The sequence below is a fragment of the Mycobacterium sp. NGS58 genome (genome assembly GCF_059812385.1).
This window is the reverse complement of record NZ_JCALCO010000005.1, coordinates 154185-177983: the sequence shown is the minus strand read 5'-3', so window position 1 is coordinate 177983 and position 23799 is coordinate 154185. Positions and strand designations below refer to the sequence as shown.

Annotated in this window: 12 protein-coding genes; 4 read left to right on the top strand and 8 right to left on the bottom strand. The window is 66.7% G+C overall.

The window, feature by feature from the left end:
* The first annotated feature begins 218 nt into the window (after positions 1 to 218).
* From AC5Y4H_RS07305 to AC5Y4H_RS07290, 4 genes are all read left to right on the top strand, one after another.
* Positions 219 to 12764 (top strand): type I polyketide synthase, encoded by a 12546-nt coding sequence (locus tag AC5Y4H_RS07305; protein ID WP_499979841.1) that lies wholly within the window; start codon positions 219 to 221, stop codon positions 12762 to 12764.
* A 7-nt stretch (positions 12765 to 12771) separates the two neighbouring features.
* Positions 12772 to 15366: a sugar epimerase family protein gene (locus AC5Y4H_RS07300; protein WP_499979840.1), complete on the top strand. Its 2595-nt coding sequence runs from the start codon at positions 12772 to 12774 to the stop codon at positions 15364 to 15366.
* Positions 15367 to 15770: 404 nt separating this feature from the next.
* The gene (locus tag AC5Y4H_RS07295) at positions 15771 to 17042 is read left to right on the top strand and encodes a cytochrome P450 (RefSeq protein ID WP_499979838.1); all 1272 of its coding nucleotides are present in this window, start codon (positions 15771 to 15773) and stop codon (positions 17040 to 17042) included.
* On the top strand, positions 17039 to 17353 hold the full coding sequence (locus AC5Y4H_RS07290) for a DoxX-related protein (RefSeq protein ID WP_499979837.1): 315 nt from the start codon (positions 17039 to 17041) through the stop codon (positions 17351 to 17353). Before AC5Y4H_RS07295 ends, AC5Y4H_RS07290 begins: the two co-directional genes overlap by 4 nt.
* 44 nt (positions 17354 to 17397) lie before the next feature.
* Here the strand turns inward: AC5Y4H_RS07290 and AC5Y4H_RS07285 are convergent, their stop codons facing one another.
* From AC5Y4H_RS07285 to AC5Y4H_RS07250, 8 genes are all read right to left on the bottom strand, one after another.
* Complete coding sequence (locus AC5Y4H_RS07285) at positions 17398 to 18627, bottom strand: cytochrome P450 (RefSeq protein WP_499979836.1); 1230 nt, start codon at positions 18625 to 18627, stop codon at positions 17398 to 17400.
* A gap of 67 nt (positions 18628 to 18694) precedes the next feature.
* Positions 18695 to 19717 (bottom strand): SDR family NAD(P)-dependent oxidoreductase, encoded by a 1023-nt coding sequence (locus AC5Y4H_RS07280; protein ID WP_499979834.1) that lies wholly within the window; start codon positions 19715 to 19717, stop codon positions 18695 to 18697.
* 19 nt (positions 19718 to 19736) lie between these two features.
* A complete protein-coding gene (locus AC5Y4H_RS07275; protein ID WP_499979832.1) occupies positions 19737 to 20156 on the bottom strand; it encodes a hypothetical protein in 420 nt (139 codons plus the stop codon).
* Between the two features lie 62 nt (positions 20157 to 20218).
* Positions 20219 to 21460 (bottom strand): cytochrome P450, encoded by a 1242-nt coding sequence (locus AC5Y4H_RS07270; protein WP_499979827.1) that lies wholly within the window; start codon positions 21458 to 21460, stop codon positions 20219 to 20221.
* 11 nt (positions 21461 to 21471) lie between these two features.
* Positions 21472 to 22524, bottom strand: a complete 1053-nt coding sequence (locus AC5Y4H_RS07265) for an NAD(P)H-dependent amine dehydrogenase family protein (RefSeq protein ID WP_499979825.1) — start codon at positions 22522 to 22524, stop codon at positions 21472 to 21474.
* Entirely contained in the window at positions 22521 to 22952 is a 432-nt protein-coding gene (locus AC5Y4H_RS07260) for a hypothetical protein (protein ID WP_499979822.1), read from the bottom strand. The genes AC5Y4H_RS07265 and AC5Y4H_RS07260 overlap by 4 nt, the downstream gene beginning before the upstream one ends.
* 21 nt (positions 22953 to 22973) lie before the next feature.
* On the bottom strand, positions 22974 to 23669 hold the full coding sequence (locus tag AC5Y4H_RS07255; protein ID WP_499979820.1) for a hypothetical protein: 696 nt from the start codon (positions 23667 to 23669) through the stop codon (positions 22974 to 22976).
* Positions 23666 to 23794, bottom strand: a complete 129-nt coding sequence (locus AC5Y4H_RS07250) for a hypothetical protein (protein ID WP_499979819.1) — start codon at positions 23792 to 23794, stop codon at positions 23666 to 23668. Before AC5Y4H_RS07250 ends, AC5Y4H_RS07255 begins: the two co-directional genes overlap by 4 nt.
* Positions 23795 to 23799 lie beyond the last annotated feature (5 nt).

Below are 23799 nucleotides of genomic sequence, written 5' to 3'. Positions count from 1 at the left end.
GCCGGTCCTCCCGTAACAGCGGGAGCAGCGGACGTTTTGAATTTCAGTCGGAGTTGGACATACTCACCAGCAATATTCTTGGGTCGGAGAGCAGCACGGCGCTGGTCGAACGGGAAACGGCGTCGCCTCGTGCAGCAAATTCCGTCACTCGGCGAAAACCGCATCCGGCGGTAAAGGGCGGCCACATGTCTTTAGGTGAGGGTTAGGCGAGGTTTGTGATGGTTGATCAACTCCAGCATGCGACCGAAGCGCTGCGTAAGGCGCTGGTCCAGGTTGAGCGCCTGAAGCGCACCAACCGTGCGCTGCTGGAGCGGTCCAACGAGCCGATCGCGATCGTCGGTATGTCCTGCCGCTTCCCGGGTGGCGTGGACAGCCCGGAGACGCTGTGGCAAATGGTTGCCGACGGCCGCGATGTGATCTCGGAATTTCCCACCGACCGCGGCTGGGACGTGGCGAGCCTGTATGACCCGGACCCCGACGCGCGTCACAAGTGCTACGTGAACACCGGGGGCTTCGTCGACGGGGTTGCGGACTTCGACCCCGCCTTCTTTGGCATCGCGCCGAGCGAGGCGCTGGCGATGGATCCCCAGCATCGGATGCTGCTCGAACTGTCGTGGGAAGCCTTGGAGCGGGCCGGGATTGACCCCAGCGGGCTGCGCGGCAGCGCCACCGGCGTGTTCGCGGGGCTCATCGTTCAGGGTTACGGCATGCTCGCCGAGGAGATCGAGGGCTACCGGCTGACCGGCATGACCTCCAGCGTCGCCTCGGGGCGGGTGTCGTATGTGCTGGGGCTGGAGGGCCCGGCGGTGTCGGTGGATACGGCGTGTTCGTCGTCGTTGGTGGCGTTGCACATGGCGGTGCAGTCGCTGCGCTCGGGGGAGTGCGACCTGGCGCTGGCCGGCGGCGCGACCGTGAACGCCACGCCAACGGTCTTCGTCGAGTTCAGCCGGCATCGTGGACTGGCGCCGGACGGGCGATGCAAGGCTTACGCGGGCGCGGCCGACGGCGTCGGCTGGTCCGAGGGTGGGGCCATGCTCGTGGTGGAGCGTCTATCGGACGCGCAGCGGCTGGGGCACCCGGTGCTGGCCGTGGTGCGCGGCTCGGCGGTCAATCAGGACGGCGCCTCCAACGGGTTGACCGCACCCAACGGTCCCTCGCAACAACGGGTGGTGCGTGCCGCGCTGTCCAATGCCGGGCTGTCCGCGGCCGACGTGGACGTCGTCGAGGGCCATGGCACGGGAACCACATTGGGCGACCCGATCGAGGCCCAGGCCTTGCTGGCCACCTACGGGCAGGATCGCAGCGAGCCGCTGTGGCTGGGGTCGATCAAATCGAACATGGGCCACACGCAGGCGGCCGCCGGGGCGGCCGGCGTCATCAAGATGGTGCAGGCGATGCGTCACGAGACGCTGCCGGCGACGCTGCACGTGGACGCTCCGAGCCCGCACGTCGACTGGTCGACGGGTGCGGTGTCGCTGCTGACGGAAGCTCAGCCGTGGAAGACGGAACGGCCCGAGCGCCCGCGCCGCGCGGGCGTGTCGTCGTTCGGTATCAGCGGCACCAACGCGCATGTCATCGTCGAATCCGCTCCGGCTGGGTCTCCGCGGGAGGCCGGTCCGGCGCGACCGGTGGTGCCATGGGCGGTGTCGGCGAAATCGCCGTCGGCACTGGCGGCCCAGGCGGCACGGCTGGCCGAATACGTTCGCGCGCACAGCGATCTCGACGTCGGCGATGTCGGGTGGTCCTTGGCGGGCCGTGCGACGTTCGAGCACCGGGCGGTCGTCGTCGGCGGTGACCGCGACGGGCTGCTGGCCGGCCTGGACGAGCTGGCCAACGACGACCCCACCGGATCGGTCATTCGTGGCATCGCGACACCGGCGGGCAAAACGGTGTTCGTCTTCCCGGGCCAGGGCTCCCAATGGCTCGGCATGGCGACCGAATTGCTGGATACCGCACCGGTATTCGCCCAGCAGATCCACAAATGCGAAGAGGCCTTCGCCGAATTCGTCGACTGGTCGCTCATCGACGTGCTGCGCGGCGCGCCCGAGGCGCCGGGAACCGACCGGGTCGATGTCGTGCAGCCGGTGCTCTTCGCCGTGATGGTGTCGCTGGCCGAGCTGTGGAAGTCGGTCGGGGTCAACCCCGATGCGGTGATCGGCCACTCGCAGGGTGAAATCGCCGCCGCCTACGTCGCCGGTGCGCTCTCGCTGCAAGACGCCGCCCGGGTGGTCACGTTGCGCAGCAAGCTGCTGACGTCGTTGGCCGGACCCGGTGGGATGCTGTCCATCGCCTGCAGCACTGAGCGGGCCCGGGAGCTGTTGGCGCCCTACGGCAATCGAGCCAGCATCGCCGCCGTCAACGGCCGGTCGGCCGTCGTGGTGTCGGGCGAGGTGGCCGCGCTCGACGAGCTGGTCGGCTTCTGCGCCGACCTCGAGCTGAGGACCCGACGGATCGACGTGGACTACGCCTCGCACTCGGTCGAGGTCGAGGCGATCCGCGCGGACCTCGCGGAGGTGTTGTCCGGCATCGAGCCGCGCTCCTCGCGCAGCGCGTTCTTTTCCACGGTGACCGGAAACCGCTTGGACACAGCCGGATTGGACGCCGACTACTGGTATCGCAACATCCGGCAGACCGTGCAGTTCGACCAGGCGGTGCGCAGCGCCTGCGAGCACGGATACCGGACGTTCATCGAATCCAGTCCGCATCCGGCACTGGTCGCGGGCATCGAGGACACCGCCAATGACCATGTCAGCAGGGGGGCCGAGGCCGCTGAAGTCATCGTCATCCCTACCCTGGGCCGCGATGACGGCGGACTCGACCGATTCCTGACGTCGGCCGCGACCGCGTTCGTCGCGGGGGTGGGCGTGCGTTGGCGCGGCGCGCTGGACGGCGCCGGCTTCGTCGAGTTGCCGACGTATGCCTTTGACCGGCGCCGGTTTTGGCTGTCCGGGGAGGGCATCGCGGCCGACGCCTCCGGACTGGGTCTGGGTACCAGCGAGCACCCGCTGTTGAGCGCGGTCGTCGAGCTCCCGGCGTCGGGTGGGGTGGTGCTGACGGGCCGCCTGTCGCCGACCATGCAGGGCTGGCTGACCGATCACGCCGTGTCCGGCACGGTCGTGTTCCCCGGATCCGGCTTTGTGGAGTTGGCCATCCGCGCCGGCGACGAAGTCGGTTGCTCGACGGTCGAGGAGCTGACCCTGCAGGCGCCGTTGATGTTGCCGACCAAGGATTCCGGGTCCGCGTCGGTCGCCGTGCAAGTGGTGGTCGGCTGCGCCGACGAGTCCGGCCAGCGCCCGGTGTCGATCTTCTCGCGCCCCGACACGGGCTCCGGCTGGGTGTGCCACGCCGAAGGAACGCTGAGCACCGGCCCGGTCGAGCCGCAAGCGGACCTGTCGGCATGGCCGCCGGCGGGAGCCGTCAAGGTCGACGCGGCGGACGGCTACGAACAGCTGGCGGCGCTTGGCTACGGCTACGGCCCGGCATTCAGGGGCCTGACCGCGACGTGGGTGCGCGACGACGAGGTGTTCGCCGAGGTGCGCCTGCCCGACGCGGCCGGCGGCGTCAACGGATTCGGTGTACACCCGGCGCTGCTGGATGCCGCCATGCACGCCCTGATCGTCAGCCGGCATGTCGCCGGCCAGACCGACGAGCTGGTGCTGCCGTTCTCCTGGCAGGGCGTGTCGTTGCACGCGGCGGGCGCCTCTGCAGTGCGTGTGCGCATCGCTGCGGCCTCGACGTCGGAGGGCGCCGCGGCCTCGAGGGCTGTTTCGATCGAGTTGGCCGACGGGCTCGGGTTGCCGGTGTTGTCGGTGCGCGCGATGGTGGCGCGCCCGGTGAGCGAGCGGCAGCTGCGCGCGGCGGTGTCGGCGTCGGGCCCCGACCGACTCTTCGAGGTGGCCTGGTCACCGGCCCCTACGACGGCAGTAAGCGCCGAGTCGCCCGTGCATCAGGTGTTCGAATCCGTTGCGGGCGGCCAAGATCCGGTCTCCGGATCCTATGAGCGAACGCATCGGGCGCTGGCGGCCGTGCAGTCGTGGGTGACCGAGCGCGACTCCGGCGTGCTGATCGTCGCCACCCGGGGTGCGATGGGCTTGGCGGGGGAGGACGTTCCCGATTTGGCCGGCGCGGCGGTATGGGGGCTGGTGCGTTCGGCGCAGACCGAGCATCCCGGCCGCATCGTGCTGGTGGATTCCGATGCGGCGCTGGACGATAGCGCCATCGCGACCGTTCTGGCGGCCGGGGAGCCCGCGGTGTTGCTGCGCGACGGCACTGCCTACATCGCGCGGGTGCACGGCAGCCGCGCGGTCGACGGCATCATGACTCCTCCGGCGGACGTGCCATGGCGCCTCGGAATCAGCAGCGCGGGAACCTTCGAAAACCTACAACTGGAGCCGGTTCCCAACGCAGGCGCCGCGCTGGAGCCGGGTCAGGTTCGGGTGGCCCTGCGGGCCATCGCCACCAACTTCCGCGACGTCATGATCACCCTGGGCATGTTCACCCACGATGCCCTGCTCGGTGGCGAAGGCGCCGGTGTGGTGGTCGAAGTCGGCCCGGGGGTCACCGAGTTCGCGGTCGGAGATTCGGTATACGGCTTCTTCCCCGACGGCAGCGGCACGCTGGTGCCCGGCGACGTCCGCCTGCTGCAGCACAAGCCGGCGCACTGGTCCTACGCGGAAGCCGCCGGCATCTCGGCGGTTTTCACCACCGCCTATATGGCGTTCATCCACCTGGCCGATGTCAAGCCCGGGCAGCGGGTGCTCGTGCACGCCGCGGCGGGCGGTGTCGGCATGGCGGCGGTTCAGCTGGGCAGGCATCTGGGCTTGGAGGTGTTCGCGACCGCCAGTCGTGGCAAGTGGGACGCGTTGCGGGCCATGGGCTTCGACGACGATCACATCTCGGATTCACGCAGCCTCGAGTTCGAACAGAAGTTCCGGGCCGTCACCGGCGGTCGCGGCATGGACGTGGTGCTGGACTCGCTGGCGGGCGAATTCGTCGACGCCTCACTGCGGTTGGTCGCTCCCGGCGGCGTGTTCCTTGAGATGGGTAAGACCGACATCCGCGACCCGGGCGTGGTGGCGCAGGAATACCCGGGTGTCCGCTATCGCGCCTTCGACCTGTTCGAGCCGGGCCGCCCGCGGATGCATCAGTGGATGGGCGAGCTGACCGGGCTGTTCGACGCCGGGGTGCTGGAACCGTTGCCGGTCACCACCTTTGACGTGCGGCGCGGCCGGACCGCGCTGCGGTACTTGAGCCAGGCCCGTCACATCGGCAAGGTCGTCATGACGGTGCCCTCCGGGCCGGGTGTCGGGTTGGCATCGGGCACGGTGCTGATCACCGGTGGAACGGGCATGGCGGGTTCGACATTGGCCCGGCACCTGGTGGCACACCACGGGGTCGAAGACATGGTGCTGCTGAGCCGGCGCGGTCCGGACGCGCCCGGGTCCGCCGAGCTGGTCGCCGAGCTGCAAAGCGCGGGTGCCCGGGCGCGGGTGGTGGCGTGCGACGCGGCCGACCGGGCTGCACTGGCACAGGTGATCGACGGCCTTGCGGCGCAGCGCCCGCTGTCAGGGGTGATTCACGCGGCCGGCGTACTGGACGACGCGATGGTCACGTCGCTGACGCCTGAGCGCGTCGACGCGGTGCTGCGGGCCAAGGTCGACGCGGCGTGGAACCTGCACGAGTTGACCCGCGAGCTGAATCTCTCTGCGTTCGTGATGTTTTCGTCGATGGCCGGGCTGGTCGGCTCGTCGGGCCAGGGTAATTACGGGGCGGCGAACTCGTTCCTGGACGGATTGGCCGCACACCGGCGGGCGCACGGGTTGCCGGCGATCTCGCTGGCCTGGGGGCTGTGGGATCAGGCGAGCGCCATGACCGGCGGCCTGGACGCCGCCGACCTCGCCCGGCTGGGCCGCGACGGGATCTTGGCGCTGTCCTCGGACGAGGCCATGGAGCTCTTCGACACCGCACTGATCGTCGACGAACCATTCCTGGCGCCGGCGCGCATCGATCTCGGCGCGCTGCGGGCCAACGCGGTCGCGGTGCCGCCGATGTTCACCGATCTGGTCAACGCCCCGACGCGCCGCCGGGTCGACGACTCCCTGGCCGCCGCGAAATCGAAATCGGCGCTCGCGCATCGCCTGGACGGGCTGTCCGAACCCGAGCAGCACGCCGTGCTCCTGGATCTGGTGCGTTCCCACATCGCTACGGTGCTGGGCAACACCACCGCGGAGGCGATCGACCCGGACAAGGCGTTCCAGGAGTTGGGCTTCGACTCGCTGACCGCGGTCGAAATGCGCAACCGGCTGAAAACCGCTACCGGACTTGCGCTTTCGCCTACCCTGATCTTCGACTACCCCACGCCCAACGGCCTGGCCGGCTACATCCGTACCCAACTCGCCGGGGTGCCGCAAGAGATCAAGCACGCCGCGGTCGCCCGCGCCACCGACGATGATCCGATCGTCATCGTCGGCATGGCGTGTCGCTATCCGGGTGGGGTTGATTCCCCCGAGGACCTGTGGGAGATGCTGGCCGAGGGCCGTGATGTGCTCTCCGAATTCCCGACCGACCGTGGCTGGGACCTGGCCGGCGTGTACAACCCGGACCCCGATGTTCCGGGCACCTGCTACACCCGCACCGGCGGCTTCGTGGACGGTGTCGCGGACTTCGACCCCGCCTTCTTCGGTATCGCGCCCAGCGAGGCGCTGTCCATGGATCCGCAGCAGCGCATGTTCCTCGAGCTGTCGTGGGAAGCGTTGGAGCGGGCGGGGATTGAGCCCGGCAAGCTGCGTGGGAGTGCCACCGGCATGTTCGCCGGGGTGTACACGCAGGGCTACGGCATTGGCGCCGCACCGACCGCTGAGGGCTTCCGGCTGACCGGACAGTCGTCGAGTGTGGCGTCGGGGCGGGTGTCGTATGTGCTGGGGCTGGAGGGCCCGGCGGTGTCGGTGGATACGGCGTGTTCGTCGTCGTTGGTGGCCCTGCACATGGCCGCACAGTCGCTGCGCTCGGGGGAGTGCGATCTGGCCCTGGCCGGCGGCGTCACCGTCAACGCGACCCCCGACATCTTCGTGGAGTTCAGCCGCATGCGCGGGTTGTCCGAGGACGGCCGCTGCAAGGCCTACGCCGGCGCGGCCGACGGCACCGGATTCTCCGAGGGCGGCGGCATGCTCGTGGTGGAGCGCCTGTCGGACGCGCAGCGGCTGGGGCATCCGGTACTGGCAATGGTGCGGGGCTCGGCGGTCAATCAGGACGGCGCCTCCAACGGGTTGACCGCGCCCAATGGTCCCTCGCAGCAACGGGTGGTGCGTGCCGCGCTGTCCAGTGCCGGATTGACGGCCGCGGAGGTGGATGTCGTCGAAGGGCATGGCACCGGAACCACATTGGGCGACCCGATCGAGGCGCAGGCCCTGCTGGCGACCTACGGGCAGGATCGCAGCGAGCCGCTGTGGCTGGGGTCGATCAAATCGAACATGGGCCACACGCAGGCCGCCGCCGGGGTGGCCGGCGTGATCAAGATTGTCTTGGCGATGCGCCACGAGATGTTGCCGGCGACATTGCATGTCGACGAGCCCAGCCCGCACGTCGACTGGTCGACGGGCTCGGTCTCGTTGTTGACCGAGGCGCGGGCATGGAAGCCCAAGCCCGGCGACCGCCCGCGCCGGGCGGGCGTGTCGTCGTTCGGCATCAGCGGCACCAACGCGCACGTCATCGTCGAGGCCGTGCCGGCCGGGGCGCCGCGCCTCGTGGAAGGTCCCAAGGTGCCGGCGGTACCCTGGCCGGTCTCGGCGAAATCGCTGTCGGCGTTGAACTCTCAGGCCGCCCGGTTGGCGGCCCACCTGCACGCCCACCCGGACTTGGACATCGCCGATGTGGGGTGGTCGCTGGCGGGCCGGTCGGCCTTCGAACAGCGGGCCGTCATCGTGGGCAGCGACCGCGACCGCCTGTTGGCCGGGCTGGACGAGCTTGCCGGCGACGACCCGGCCGGCTCGGCCATTCGTGGCACGGCGACCGCCGGCAAGACGGTCTTCGTGTTCCCGGGCCAGGGCTCCCAGATATTGGGCATGGGAATGGGATTGCACGCCGGCTATCCGGTGTTCGCCGAGGCTTTCAACACCGTCGTGGCCGAACTGGATCGGCACCTGCTCCGCCCGCTGCGCGAGGTGATGTGGGGCAACGACGAAAACGTCTTGAACAGCACCGAATTCGCGCAACCTGCGCTGTTCGCGGTGGAAGTCGCGTTGTTCCGGTTGCTCGAGTCCTGGGGTGTGCGGCCCGATTTCGTACTGGGCCACTCGATCGGGGAGTTGGCAGCCGCGCACGTCGCCGGCGTGCTGTCTTTAGAGAACGCCGCGGTGCTGGTGGTGGCCCGGGGCCGATTCATGCAGGCGCTGCCCGAGGGCGGGGCGATGATCGCGGTCCAGGCCACCGAAGACCAGGTGCGGCCGTTGCTGGCGCCCTTCGAACAAGTCGGCGTGGGCATCGCCGCGGTCAACGGACCTGCCTCGGTGGTGATTTCGGGCGCACAAGAAGCGGTGGTCGTGGTGGCCGATCAGCTCCGCGCCGACGGCCACCGTGTGCACCGGCTCTCCGTGTCGCACGCCTTCCACTCGCCGTTGATGGATCCGATGATCGACGAATTCGGAACCGTCGCTGCCGGGCTGGCGGTCGGCAAGCCCACCATTCCGCTTGTTTCCAACCTGACCGGACAGCTGGCCGGAGACGACTTCGGCTCGGCGGCCTACTGGAAGCGGCACGTGCGCGAGGCGGTGCGATTCGCCGACAGCGTGCGTTTCGTGCACTCGGCGGGTGGAAACCGCTTCCTCGAAGTCGGGCCGAGTAGCGGCCTGACGGCATCGATCGAGGAGACGCTGGCTTCCGATCCGTCGCCGGCCCCGGTGACCACGATGTCCGCGCTGCGCAAAGACCGCCCGGAGCCGGTCGCCCTGCTCAATGCCGTCGCGCAAGGGTTCGTCGCTGGCATGGATGTGGACTGGCGCGGTGCCCTTGGCGACGCAAATCTGGTCGAATTGCCGACGTATGCCTTTGACCGGCGGCGCTTTTGGCTTTCAGCCAACAGCACCCCGGCCGACGCCGCGGGCCTGGGCCTGGCCTCCGGCGAACACGGCTTGCTGGGCGCGGTGGTGGAACTGCCGGCCACCGGCGGAGTGGTTCTCACCGGCCGGTTGTCCCTCGGCACGCAGGGCTGGTTGGCCGATCACGCCGTGGGCGGCGTCGTGCTGTTCCCCGGCGCAGGATTCGTCGAGTTGGCGATCCGAGCGGGCGACGAGGTGGGCTGCGGAGTCGTCGACGAGCTGAATCTCGCGGCGCCGCTGGTGTTGCCGGCTGGTGGTTCGGTCGCCGTTCAGGTCGTCGTTGGCGGTCCGGACGATTCGGGTGCCCGCGCGGTGTCGGTGTTTTCGCGGGCCGAAGCGGGCTCGGGATGGTCGCTGCATGCCGAAGGCGTGCTGCGGGCGGGGTCGGTGCAGCCGAGTGCGGACCTGTCGGCGTGGCCGCCGGTCGGTGCGGTCCCGGTGGATGTGGGCGATGGATACGAGCAATTGGCCGAGCGTGGCTACGGATACGGCCCCGCGTTCCGCGGCCTGACGTCGATGTGGCGACGCGGCGACGAAGTCTTCGCCGAGGTGTCGCTGCCCACCGACGCCGGGGTTTCACCGGCCGGGTTCGGCGTTCACCCGGCCATGCTCGACGCGGCACTGCACGCGGTCATGTTGGCCTCCGACAGCGACGAATTGCCGGACGGGTCCATGCTGGTCCCGTTCTCCTGGCAGCGGGTGTCGCTGCACGCCGCGGGCGCGGGCGCGGTGCGCGCACGGATCGTGCCGGTCAGCCCGTCCACGGTGTCGATCGAATTGTCCGACGGGCTGGGGCTGCCGGTGCTCTCGGTGGCGTCGATGGTCGCCCGCCCGGTCACCGATAAACAGCTCCTGGCCGCGGTGTCGAATTCGGGACCGGACCGGCTTTTCGAGGTCATCTGGTCAGCTCAGCCGTCGGCGGCGGTGCAGCCGGTATCGCTAACCCATTGGGGCGCACCGGAACTGAATGACGCCGAGACCCCGGCGGTGCTCTTCGAATCCCGGCCGGTGGCCGGCGACGTGATCACCGAGGTGTACGCGGCGACGCGGGCGGTGCTGCCCGTGCTGCAATCGTGGTTGTCGCGCGACGGTGCCGGAACCCTGGTGGTAGCGACCCGGGGCGCGATGACGCTGCCGGGCGAGGACGTCACCGATCTGGCGGGCGCGGCGGTCTGGGGGTTGGTGCGGTCGGCGCAGACCGAGCACCCCGGACGAATGGTGCTCGTCGACACGGATGCGCCCCTGGATGCCGACACGGTCGCAGCGGTGCTCGCGCTGAGCGAGCCGCAGGCGATAGTGCGCAAGGGAACGGTCTACACCGCGCGAGTGCTCGGCAGCCGGGCCGTCGGTTCTCTGTTGCTGCTACCCGACGACGGACCGTGGCGACTCGGCATGAGCAGCTACGGCACGATCGAGAATCTGCGCATAGAGCGGATTCCCGACGCCGATGCGCCGTTGGGCCCCGGCCAGGTGCGGGTGGCGCTCTCGGCCATCGCGGCCAACTTCCGCGACGTCATGATCGCGTTGGGCCTCTATCCCGACCCCGAGGCGATCATGGGGATCGAGGCCTCCGGTGTGGTCATCGAAACCGCCTCGCAGGGCGGGCGGTTGGAGGTCGGTGACCGGGTCATGGGGCTGTTCCCGGATGGGACCGGAACCATCGCCAGGACCGACCAGCGCCTGCTCGTCAAGATGCCGGCCGGATGGTCACACACCGCGGCCGCGACCGCGTCGGTGGTGTTCGCTACCGCGAATTACGCGCTGGTGGATCTGGCCGCCGCCAAGCCCGGTCAGCGGGTCCTGGTGCACGCCGCGGCCGGCGGGGTCGGGATGGCCGCTGTCCAGCTGGCCCGCCACATCGGCCTGGAAGTGTTCGCTACCGCCAGCCGCGGTAAGTGGGACACCCTGCGGGACATGGGCTTTGACGACAATCACATCGCCGATTCGCGTAGCTTGGAGTTCGAGGAGAAGTTCCGGGCGGTCACCGGTGGCCGCGGGATGGACATCGTCCTCGACTCCCTGTCCGGTGAATTCGTCGACGCCTCGCTGCGTCTGACGGCCCCCGGCGGGGTCTTCCTGGAGATGGGCAAGACCGACATCCGCGACCCGGAGGCCGTCGCACGGGACCACTCGGGTGTGCGCTACCGCGCATTTGATCTCTTCGAAGCCGGTCCGGATCGCATCGCGCAGATGCTCGACGAGCTGGCGGCCATGTTCGGCGAAGACGTGCTGCGGCCGTTGCCGGTCACCAGATTCGATGTGCGACGCGCACCCGCCGCGCTGCGCTACCTGAGCCAGGCGCGCCACGTCGGCAAGGTCGTGATGACCATGCCCGACGCGTGGGCGGCGGGCACCGTGTTGATCACCGGCGCCACCGGCATGGCCGGCTCGGCGGTCGCCCGGCACGTCGTATCCCGCCACGGCTCACGCAATCTGGTGCTGGTCAGCCGCCGCGGCCTGGACGCACCGGGCGCGGCGGAGCTGGTCGCCGAACTGACCGCGGCCGGCGCGCAGGTGGAGGCGGTGGCCTGCGATGCCGCCGATCGCGAGGCATTGGCCAAGGTGATCGCCGAGATCCCGATGCAGCATCCGCTGACCGGGGTGATCCACGCCGCCGGGGTCTTGCATGACGCGGTGGTGACCTCTTTGACGCCCGACCGGATCGAATCCGTGTTGCGGTCCAAGGTCGACGCGGCGTGGAACCTGCACGAATTGACCCGCGAGCTGGATGTCGCGGCGTTCGTGATGTTTTCATCGATCGCCGGGCTCGCGGGCGCATCGGGTCAGGCCAACTACGCGGCCGGCAACTCGTTCCTGGACGGGTTGGCCGCCCATCGACGGGCGCACGGGCTGCCGGCGATCTCGCTGGGCTGGGGCCTGTGGGATCAGGCCAGCGCAATGACCGGTGCGTTGGGCGCCGCCGACCGTGCCCGGTTCGGCCGGGACGGGATCGTCGCGATGTCCTCGGACCAGGCGCTGGAACTGATGGATACCGCGCTGATTGTCGACGAGCCGTTCATGCTGCCCGCCCACATCGACCTCGCGGCGTTGCGGGTCAAGTTCGACGGCGGCACGTTGCCGCCGATGTTCGTCGACCTGATCAACGCGCCGATGCGGCGTCAGGTCGACGACTCGCTGGCCGCCGCAAAGTCGAAATCCGCTCTGCTGCAACGCCTCGAAGGTCTACCCGAGGATGAGCAGCAAGCGATCCTGCTGGACTTGGTGCGTGCCAACATCGCCACCGTGCTGGGCAGCTCCAGCCCGGAGGCGATCCACCCGGACCGGGCGTTCCAGGAACTCGGCTTCGACTCGCTGACCGCTGTCGAAATGCGCAACCGGCTTAAAGCTGCGACGGGGCTGGCGCTTTCGCCGACGTTGATCTTCGACTACCCGAACTCCGCCGCGCTGGCCGGCTACATGTATCGCGAATTGGTGGGATCGCCGGACCAGCCCGCGGCCGCGACAGCACCGGGCGAGGCGGACATCCAGCGGGTGGTGGGATCCATTCCGGTCAAGCGACTGCGGCAGGCGGGGGTGCTGGAGCTGTTGCTCGCGTTGGCCAGCGAGTCCGGGGCCACCGGACAGGCTTCCGCGGTGACCACCGAAAAGGACATCGCGGACATGGATCTCGACGCGCTGGTCAACGCTGCGCTGCGCGACGACGACGAGTAGGGATGACGTGAGAATCGCGGTCACCGGGGCCAGCGGCGTGCTTGGCCGCGGCCTCATCACCCGGCTGCTCAGCCAGGGCCACGACGTCGCGGGGATCGCGCGGCACCGCCCCGACAGCTGGCCGAGCGCGGCCGAGTTCGTCACGGCCGACATCCGCGACGCCGACGCCGTCAAACGCGCTCTTGCCGGCGCGGACGTCGTCGCGCACTGCGCATGGCGGACGTGCCCCGGACCGGATGACCCGATCAGCTTGCAGGTCAACATCGACGGAACGGCCAATGTCCTTGCGGCGGTGGCGGAAACGGACGCTCGTCGCGTCGTCTTTCCGTCATCGGCACACGTGTACGGCGGGGGGGACGCACCCAGGACCGAGCACGACGCAACAACCCCGGTCAGCGCCGACGGCCTGCACAAAGTCCGGGTCGAACGGATGCTTGCGGAATCGGGCATGGAATGGATCGCGATCCGCTCCGCGCTGATCCTCGGCCGCAGTGTCGACAACTGGGTGCGCCGAGTGCTGGCGCTGCCGGCATACCCCGACGAATCGCCCGACCGGCACATGCAGGTCGTCCACCTCGACGACGCGCTTCGGCTGTTCGACGGGGCGATCGTGGACACCGAAATCGGCAGTGGCCCAGTCAATCTCGCTGCGCCGGGCGAACTGACCTTCCACCGCATCGCCGCGATGCTCGGACGCCCGGTCGTGCGGTGGGGCCCGGGGCGCTCCGAGCTGCAACGAGTGCACGGCGCCGCGTTCATGGATACGGCGCGGTTGCGTGAGCAGTGGGGATTTCGGCCGGCGTGGAGCTCCGCTGAATGCGTCGAGGATTTCGCGCTCGCGGTGCGCGGACGGGTCACCATCGGCAACCGAGTGGTATCCCTACCGTGGCGGATGGCCAGCATCGGCGACCTACCGTCGGTCGATGCGCCCTCCGAAGACGGCGTGAAGCCCGATTGGGCCGGCCCGGCGGGGGATAACGGAGAATTCGACACCCCGATCGACCCACGCTTTCCCACCTTCCTGGCCACCAATTTGTCGGAGGCCCTACCCGGCCCGTTCTCTCCGGCGTCGGCGTCGGTGACGGTGCGCGGGCTGCGTGCCGGCGGCGTGGCGATCGCCGAGCGGCTTCGACCCGGCGGGATCATCCAGCGTGAAATCGCGATGCGCACCGTTGCGGTGTTCGCGCACCGGCTCTACGGCGCCATCACCTCGGCGCACTTCATGGCCGAGGTGGTACCGTTCGCCAAGCCCACGATGATCGTCAGCAACAGCGGGTTTTTCGGCCCCAGCATGGCCGCACTTCCCGTCTTCGGCGCGGAGCGTCCGCGCGCCGAAACCGGCCGCCTCCGAAAGCTATTGCGCACCCCGCGCAACATCGGCGTATTCGGCGTCAACCTGATCGGCCTGTCCGCCGGGTCGTCGGCGGACACCCATGAGTTCGTTGCCGATGTCGATCGCCTGGAACGCTTGGCCGGCGACGATGTCACCCAACTCGACACTCGCCGGCTGCTCAGCCTGGTCTCGTTGGCGCGCGACGAGGTCGTGCACGGCTGGGTGCTGGCCTCGGCGTCGTTCATGCTGTGCGCGGCGTTCAACGTGTTGCTGCGCGGCCTGTGTGGGCGAGACACCGCCGCACCGGCGGGACCGGAATTGGTCAGCGCCCGCTCGGTCGAGGCGATGCAGCGGTTGGTGGTTGCCGCGCAGCGCGACGCGAAAGTGACTGCGCTGCTGGCCGAACCGGGGGAGCGACTGGGAAAGCTGGCCGTCGAGGCCCCCGAGTTCCACGCGGCGGTGCTGGCCGAGCTGGCGCTGATCGGTCATCGGGGCCCGGCCGAGCTCGAGATGCTCTCGACCAGCTACGCCGACGATCCGGAGTTGCTCGTCCGCATGGTGACCAGAGCCATGAGCGCACCTTCCATGCCGCAGCCTTCGCCGCCCCGGATCCCGTTGCGGGCCAAGCCTATTGCCCACCTGGCGGCACGCCAACTCCGCGATCGCGAAGTTCGGCGCGACAAGGTGGTGCGGGCTAACTGGGTGCTGCGTAACCTGATGCGCGAGTACGGACGCAGGTTGGTCGAAGCCGAGCTCCTCGAGAGCGTCGACGATGTCTTCTATCTGCTCGTCGACGAGCTCGATGCACTTCCGGCGGATGTCGCGTCGCTGGTTGCCCGGCGCCGCGCCGACCACCGCCGACTGGTCGCCATCTCCCCGCCAACGGTGTTCAGTGGGAGCTGGCAGCCCACCGCGACCTTTCCACCGCCCCTCACCAGTGGCGACACCCTGCGCGGCGTCGGCGTCTGCGGGGGACGGGTGCGCGGCCGGGTCCGCATCGTGCGCCCCGAAACCATCGACGACCTGCAACCCGGTGAGATCCTCGTCGCGGAGGTCACCGACGTCGGCTACACCGCGGCGTTTTGCTATGCCGCCGCAGTCGTGACCGAACTCGGCGGCCCGATGTCGCACGCGGCGGTGGTGGCCCGCGAATTCGGCTTCCCCTGCGTCGTCGACGTCCAAGGGGCTACCAAGTCGCTACCGTCCGGTGCGCTCGTCGAGGTCGACGGGGCCACCGGAGAAATCCGGGTGATCGAAGCGGCCACTTAGGAGGCTCGGTCTCCTTGGCGCGCCAGCAACGATCCGCGCCAGGCGGGCGTGAGGCGGATCGCAAGCGGGTCGGTCCGCGTAGCGAGCTTTGGCTCGACCAGTGTTCGACCGGCACGAAGGACGAACATGACTAGCGCCACCTTCGAGTCCTCCTTCCCTCGAAGCTTCGATCGACAACAAATCCGTTTTATCACCACGAGACATATTGGACTTAATGTCTCATAGGTAAGCGCAGCTCCTGCTGATTTTGCGGCCAGAAGTGCGTTTCGGCCCGGTGCGGGGCCTTCTCAACATCGCTGGCAGGTATTGACCGCCTAGCGGCCGGAACGGACTCTGAGACCACTGCTATCGGGAAAGGTGCGCTCATCTTGAAGCTCGGAAAGGCCGCTGACGGTTCCATCGCCATGTTGTCGCCGCTCATTGCGGCGGGGCGATTAAACGTCGCTGCGGCGGTCCGCACACGCAGTCGTGGCTACACGGGGTGGACGGGTGCGATCAATACCGACTACGACCCGTTGGACCCGGCCGTCGCGGCGCAGCCCCACGCTGCCTACGACTCCCTGCACCGCAGCGGACGTGTTCACTACAACCCCCGGCGTGCCACGTGGATCCTGCACAGACTCGACGATGTCCGCGCAGCCCTGCGCGACACCGATCAGGTGACCAGCAGCCACGGCGTGACCCGAGTACGGATGGTCGCCGATCTTGTTGTGGTCACCGACGGAGAACAGCACAGCCGCCTGCGCAAGCAAGTCCAGCCGGCATTTACCAAAGGTGCACTGGAGAGTTGGCGCCGCATCATCGATGAGCTCGCCGCCGAGCTCGTCGATGACATGATCGCTGCTGGCGACTGTGATGCCGTACAGCGGCTGACAATCCCGATGCCCCTTCGCGTGATCGCCGCCATCCTCGGAGTCCCGGACAGCGACATCGCCGACTTCCGCCGTTGGTCAGACGACAGCACCCGCATCATCAACTTCACTCCAACGATGAAAGGCGTTGCGAGTACAGCCCGATCGATGCGGGCCGCGGTAGCGCTGCGCCGCTACTTCTTGAAACATTTGGCAGAGGGTCACCTTAAGGGATCGGACACCGTCCTCGGCCGCCTGTTAGCGCACAGCACCGATGGTGCGATGACGGACAACCAGTTGTTCTACATCGCCATCTTGCTTTTGATTGCCGGCAATGAGACCACAACCAACCTTCTCGGGGGGATGTTCCACACCTACGCCAATTACCCCGATCAATACGACATGATCCGCGCAAACCCCGACCTCATCCCTGCGGCCATCGAAGAACACATCCGCTACACCAGTCCCATTCAAAACCTCTACCGATACACCCGTGCCGACTATCAAGTAGGCAATGTCACCATCCCCCGGGGTTCCCGTGTGTTGATGTCATTTGGAGCGGCCAACCGCGATCCACTCGCCTTCGACGACCCAAACACCTTCCGCGCGGACCGAAATCCACGCACCCACGTCGGATTTGGTTACGGTCCACACCTGTGTCTGGGAGCGCCGCTGGCACGGATGGAGGCACAAGCCGTCCTCCGTGAACTGGTCAACCGCGTGTCCCGAATCTCGCTCACCGGACCGACAACGTGGTCCACCAACAGCTCGCTGCGTGGCCCAACCCACCTTCCGGTCGTTCTCCACGAGAGGTCGACCCCATGAAGTCCGGAAGCACACGATCCGAAAGATGGGCATTGCTTGGGGCACTAGGACTCATGGCGTCCGGTATCGCGCACCTTCTGCGCCCGAATGCGTTCGAATCGGTGAATCGAATGGCCTTCACAGACCACATTCGCTCCCACGTGCTTATCAACGGCACCATCGAAGCGGGCCTGGGCCTAGCGCTTTTAAATTCTCGCACTCGTCGCGCCGCCGTAGCCGCCACAGTTATTTACCTGACGTATTTCAACGTGAGCTTGCTGCACCGGCAGCGTGTCCTGCGAAGCGGCGGATCAAACTGTGCACGACAGTAGTTCTAAGGCGAATGATTCCCGAGGAACGCAACCTATCGCGCGTCTCAGTTATCGAACTCGAGCGGTAGGCGCGTGGGCCCGCTCATGCCGAGAAGTGGCCGCCACGGAGGATTTTCGGTGCACCGAGGATGCGGTACGCGGCGGGCGAGAATCTTGAGTGCTTCGGAGAGTTCCCGCCGGGCGAGGTTAGCCCCAAGGCAGTAGTGCGCGCCCCCGCCAAAGGTCAAGATGGGCGGCGGATCGTTGCGGGTGATGTCGAAACGGACGGGGTCGTCGTAAATGGCCGGATCGCGATTGGCCGCATACGTGTTGACGATGATGAAGGTGCCAGCCGGGAATGTGTACTCGCCGACCGTGATGTCGTCAGTCACGCTGCGCAGGGTGCTGCACATCGACGGGGAGTGCCGCATGGTTTCTTCGACGGCGTTCATTCCAAGCTCAGGCTTGTCACGGAGCAACGCCCACTGCTCTGGATGCTCGCACAACACTTGCATCGAGGCCCCCAACTGCGTTCGGGTGGTGTCGGTTCCGGCCAGCAGGATGCTGAACGCCAGCATCTTGACTTCGCCGGCATCGAGGCGGTCGCCTTGATCTTCTGCACGGATGAGTTCGGAGAGTAAGTCGTGTGTCAGCGCTTTGCGACGATCGGCGATCATTCCGTCGATGTATTCATCGAAAGCGTCCCAGGCCTTCAGAACTTTGGGCTCTTCGTCGGCAAGATTGCAGTCGAAGCTGACCACCTTGAAGATGTCCTCTGCCCACTTCGAGAACAGCTGCCAATCTTCCCGTGGCGCGCCCAGCAGGGCGCATATGACTGGAATCGGGTATGGGCGCGCGATCTGCTCGACGAACTCGCAATTACCTTCCGCGACAACCGCGTCGGCGAGCTCATTGATGACCGCATGGATCGTCTCGTCCATGCGGGCGGTTGCGCGGGGTGTGAATGCCCTCGACACCAGGCTGCGCAACCGACGATGAGCGTCGCCGTTCATGCACAGGATGCTGGCAACGACGCGATCCCAGAGCTCGCCTGATGTCAAGCCGTGAGCGGTGAGGTGGATGCCTGGAGGAATCACGAACCTTGGGTCGCCGAGGACGGTTCGGGTGAGTTCGTAGGAGAGCACCTCTGGGCCCACGGGACCCAGTGCGATCGGTGCCACCTGTTGGGCGGCCCGAAATTGCGGATAGATCTCCTGGGGCGTGTCGGTGATGTCGTAGTTCAACACCGGTAGATCGGCGTCGAAGACACTGGGCTTTGCGGTGCCGACGGTCATGATGTCTCCCTTGTGAGAGTGGGCAGCGGCAGTCGGCCAAGGATCTCCGGTGCGTCATGTGTCGCGGTCATGATCCCTCCTGGCTGTGGACTTGGGCCTGTGCCGTGAGGGACCCACGAATCCTTCTGGCTGGCAACGGTTCAACCGGACGATAGGGCTTCAGCACGGCGCCGAGCTGGCCCGCACCGGTGGGTCCGGGAGCTGATTCGCCCGGGTCGGGGATCATGGTGGCCGTACTTTTGTCCACAATCGTCGAGAGGTTGTCGCGCACCTTCTCGACGGTGAGATCGGTGTCGGTGTATCCCGCGGTCTGGCCGAAGATACGCAACCCGATGTTGCCGGCGGCCGCTTCGAGGTTGGCTCCGGAGAGCTCACAACAGCGGTGAGATAGGTACGCGACGGCTGGGGAGACCAGGGTGGTGGGGAAGTGGTCTTCCATCAAGTCGGTGAACGGAGACGTCTCATTGAAGTGGCGGATCGCGGTGGTGTTGGCGGCCGGTCCCAATGCGTTGACCTTGATGCCCAATTCCGCACCCTCGACGGCCAACCCGCGGGTCAATCCGAATATGCCGCTTTTGGCGGCACCATAGATAGAAAGGTTCTCGATCCCGAACATCGCGCCTGATGTGGTGTTCACGATCCGCCCGTACCCCGCCTCGCGCATGTGCGGCCACGCGGCTCGGCACATCCACACGGTGCCCATCAGATGCACGTCGATGACGTTGCGGATGTCGGCACTAGAGATCTCGTCGAAATGGGCCATGAAACAGACGCCGGCATTGTTCACCAGGATGTCGAGCCGTCCCCAGGTGTCCAGCGCCCTCGCAACGACACGGCGGGCACCCTGTTCCTCGGCGACGCTGTGACAATCGGAAACCGCCTCACCGCCGGCAGCGCGAATCTCGTCAACTACCTGGTCGGCGTCCGCCCGCATGATCCCGCGCCCGTCGGGACCGACACCGAGGTCATTGACCACCACTTTGGCCCCACGCTCGGCGAGCAGCGCGGCGTGGGACCGACCCAGACTTGGGGCTTGGCCACCAGCCCCCGTAACGATGGCGACCTGGCCGTCGAACCGAAGTTGGCTCATGCCAATACCTTCCGACCCGTCACGGCAAGTTGGTCGACAGCATGGTCAGGGGCAAGCCCATCACCGTTAGGTCGATCTCTTCGAGGTAGTTGCCGTCGCCGTTGAAGCCCTGCCGAAAGCGGGTGGCCGACCCGTAGCGCTCGGCGGTGTCCTCTGCCGCCGACGCTTCGGGCACCTGCAGGACTACCGTGAAAATGCCATTCCCATGACTCGCCAGGAATTCGGTCACCGATGCCGCGACCTCTCCCGTGGAATCCGGGTTGGGACTGATCAGCTCGATGCCGCGATTCCAATCCAAGAGGACCCGGATCCCGAGTTCGTCGAGCTCGATCTTTTCGAAGCTGAAGCCCAGCTCGGATAGCAGTTGTGCGACGGTGTCATGTTCGTCGCGAGACACGGCGAAGACGACGTGGTGCAAGCGTGATGCTGAATCATTCATTTGCGACCTCCGAGCAGAATCGAGAGAGGGGTCGGGGAGACGGACCACGCGGCCCGGGCGGTTCATCGCGGTCCGAACTCGATGGGCAGGGTTTGCGGTCCGCTCATGCCTAGCATCGGTTTCCACGGAGCCGGACCGACACGCCGGGCGTCGGGCATCCGGTGAGACAGGTTCCTGAGACCTTCAGCGAGCTCCAATCTGGCGAGGTTGGCGCCGAGGCAGTAGTGCACGCCGCCGCCGAAGGTCAATATTGCCGGGGCCCCCTTGCGGGTGATGTCGAGTCGCTCGGGATCCTGATAGGTTGCGGGATCACGGTTGGCGGCGAAGGAATTCACAAAGATGTACGTGTCCTTCGGGAAGGTGTATCCGCCGAACTCGACGTCCTCGTTCACGGTGCGAACGGTGTTGCACACGGCGGGCGAGTGGCGCATGGTCTCCTCGACCGCGGACATTGCCAGTTCCGGGTGATCCCGCAGTAACGCCCATTGTTCCGGGTGGTCGAGCAGCACCTGCATGGAAGCGGCCACTTGATTGCGGGTGGTATCGGTTCCCGCGAGCAACAAACCGCCCACCGTCATACGCAATTCGTCGGCGCTGAGGCGGTCGCCTGCCTGAGCAGGGTCCTCGGCGCGAATGAGATTGGACAGCAGATCGTCTGTCAGGTGGTCTCGTCTTTCGGAAACCATCTCGTCGACGTAGGCGTCGAGTTCGGCCCAGCCCCGAAGGACAGAGGGCATCTCGTCGACAAGATTGACGGAGAAGTTGACCATCTTGAAGATCGCTTCGGCCCATCGTTCAAAGTGCGTCCAATCCGCCCGTGGTGCACCAAGCAGGGCGCAGATGATGGGAATCGGATAATGCCGGGCGATATCGGTGACGACGTCACAGCGGCCCGCGGCGGCCACACTGTCGATCAGGTCGTTGATCACTTGGCCGATCGTTGCGTCCAGACGCGCAATTGCCCGCGGCGTGAACGCCCGTGATACCAGGCTGCGAAGCCGATGGTGCTCGGCTCCTTCCGCGCAGATGATGCTGCCGACGACCCTGTCCCAGAGCGGCCCCGAGGTCACGCCCTGCGCGCTCAGATGGAGACCTGGGGGGATGACGAATCGGTTGTCGCGCAGGATATTTCGGGCAAGATCATAGGACAATACTTCGGGACCAAGCGGACCGATCGCGATTGGCGCCCGCCGCTGTGCGGCCCGAATCCTGTCCCAGACGCTGTCCGGCGACTCAGTGGCGTCATACTCGAGGGCCGGAAGTCCCGCCTCGAAGATGCTGGGCGCGTGCGTGGTGGTGGTCACTTGCCGTCCTCTCAGTTGCGCGCCAGCACTCCGCGCGGAAGAAGTAGGGGGAGGTCGTTGTAGGTGGCGATGCCGGGCGGCGCCGAGACGACAGCGGGTATCGCGGTGATCGCCGGCATGGCGGTGATGGTCAAACCGAGCATGATGTAGTCGTCGATCGTCTCGGCCTGAAAATCCGCCGGAGGCTCAAAACTCAATGTGCTTTTGATCGTTGGACGACCCTGCACCGTGACGGTGTAACCGAAATCTGTCGACCAAGCCGGTTCCAGGGATTGGCCTTTCGTCCATATCCCGCGTACCTCGACCACTTCGCGCGCACCGAAGAATCCCTTCCACCGGACGTCGATGCCCGCGACACAACCCTTCTTGATCGTCCAGTCCCCGGGCAGCACCAGATCCTCAGTGGTTTGCGCATATTCCGCATCACACCGCACGTCGTCGAGCTCGACGCCAAGGGCGTCGGCCATCAGGAGCACCGCCTCCCGGAAGATGCCGGAACCCTTCTCGGTGATCGCGTGCAAATCGGGCTGGTCGATCGGGTAGCCGAAACCCATCGGGATCTCTGTCGCCGGCGAGTTATAGATGGTGGTGTCGAAGGACTCGAGAACCGAGATACGGTCCACTCGGTCGGAGATGCCGGCCGTGACGATTGCGAAGAGCTGGATGAAACCCGGGTTGATGCCGCTACCGAAGATGGTCGAGCCACCACGCGCGCACGCCTCGCTGATCCGCTGACGGTCAGGGCCCAGTTCGTGCCCGGTGATGAACTCCGATGTGGTCACGACGTTGATCCCCGCTTCGAGAATCCGCGTCACTTCGTCGACACTGGCGAACATCGGGTTGTAGACGACGCAATCGGGCTTCATGCTCAGCAGCGCATCGATGTCGTCGGTCGCGCGTACGCCCAGTGGTTCGACGCCGCACAACTCGCCGACGTCCCGGCCGACCTTGTCGGGTGACCACGCGTAGCAGCCCACGAGTTCCAACAATGAATTATCGGCGATCGCGTGGACCGACTTCTTTCCCACGTTCCCCGTCGTCCACTGGACGACGCGGTACGTCAAGGGTGTGACCCTGCGTGCTGTTGCGCAGCCTGACGAGCGAGTCGTTCGTCGTGGATGCGAACTAATTCGCGAAAGCCCAGCCGGTGGTATTTCGGGATCGGCTGGATTCCCCACACGTCCTGGGCGGTGGCCTTGCCCTCGGCGCCCTCGGGCGGACCGAACGGGGGGTAGGGGTACTTGCACTCCAGCGTGTCGTTGGAATAGCGAATCTTCAGCAGTTCGCTGCAGATCTCCGTCAGGCTCAGCGTCGGATAGCCGTAGTACACCGCCATGAACGGCAGCGTGAACGCACCCTCGACCACCAGTGCCACCAGACACACCAAGACGGCTCGCTTGATCCACTTGTGCATGCGTGCGTAGTACGGCGTGGTGCCGGGTTCGAGATTTGCGGTCGGGTCTTTTTCATCGGTATCTGTTGGTGCGGTCATAGCAATGCTCCTTAAACCTGTTCAGTCAGAGAAGATTTCGCGGTTAACCGTGTGCAGGTACGGGATCGCGAGGAACGGGGTGATGTAAAAGATGTCGTAGAGCCACCAGCCGATGACCGGGAAGACGACACCGGCATAGCGCACGTCGGCGAACATGGTCATGTTAAAGACGTAGGCCGACCAGATCACCACGCCCATCCAGCAGGTGATGACCATCCATTGATGGCCCCACCTCTTCATCTGTAGGAACCCGATCGCGGCGGCCACCCGCATCGAGAAGACCGTGAGGATCAGGCCGGCGACGTAGGCCTTCTCGCCCGGCCCGGCGGCACCCCCGACCCAGAGTTCGTTGTAGTGCCAGAAATAACCGGCGTCGAACATGTTGCCCCAGCCGACCATCAGCACGCGGTTGATCAGCGTGTGGTTGGCCACCAGGTCCAGCACCCAGCCCAGGCTGTTGAGCATCCCGTCGATCAGCACCAGATAGCCGATCAGGGTGACGATCATCGGCCGGACCGAGAGTCCTGCGCGCAGGGCCTGGCGCTGCAGCCACACCCCGCGCATGAAAATGGGAAATCCGATCAGGCCGGGCGCCCACATGCCCATCAGGGCGGCGCCGACGATCATCCACTTGTCGGCGCGGCGCTGAGCCTGGCGGGATTCGTCGTGATGATCGTCGATGCCCACCGAATTCGCCTGCGCGGCGGAGAGAGTCACAGATGCCACCAGCCTCGGGCAAACGACATGAAGAGCTGGACGCCGAACATCGCCAGCAGGTAGCCGTAGATGAAGATCTGAAAGACGATGAGCGCCCTCTTGCGCTTGCGCTCCTGTTGATCCATGTCCG

What these genes read in the sequence shown, in the direction of transcription:
- AC5Y4H_RS07305 (WP_499979841.1), top strand. Translation starts at nt 219, where the DNA reads ATGGTTGATCAACTCCAGCATGCGACCGAAGCGCTGCGTAAGGCGCTG.
- AC5Y4H_RS07295 (WP_499979838.1), top strand. Translation starts at nt 15,771, where the DNA reads ATGTTGTCGCCGCTCATTGCGGCGGGGCGATTAAACGTCGCTGCGGCG.
- AC5Y4H_RS07290 (WP_499979837.1), top strand. Translation starts at nt 17,039, where the DNA reads ATGAAGTCCGGAAGCACACGATCCGAAAGATGGGCATTGCTTGGGGCA.
- AC5Y4H_RS07285 (WP_499979836.1), bottom strand. Translation starts at nt 18,627, where the DNA reads ATGACCGTCGGCACCGCAAAGCCCAGTGTCTTCGACGCCGATCTACCG.
- AC5Y4H_RS07280 (WP_499979834.1), bottom strand. Translation starts at nt 19,717, where the DNA reads ATGAGCCAACTTCGGTTCGACGGCCAGGTCGCCATCGTTACGGGGGCT.
- AC5Y4H_RS07275 (WP_499979832.1), bottom strand. Translation starts at nt 20,156, where the DNA reads ATGAATGATTCAGCATCACGCTTGCACCACGTCGTCTTCGCCGTGTCT.
- AC5Y4H_RS07260 (WP_499979822.1), bottom strand. Translation starts at nt 22,952, where the DNA reads ATGACCGCACCAACAGATACCGATGAAAAAGACCCGACCGCAAATCTC.
- AC5Y4H_RS07250 (WP_499979819.1), bottom strand. Translation starts at nt 23,794, where the DNA reads ATGGATCAACAGGAGCGCAAGCGCAAGAGGGCGCTCATCGTCTTTCAG.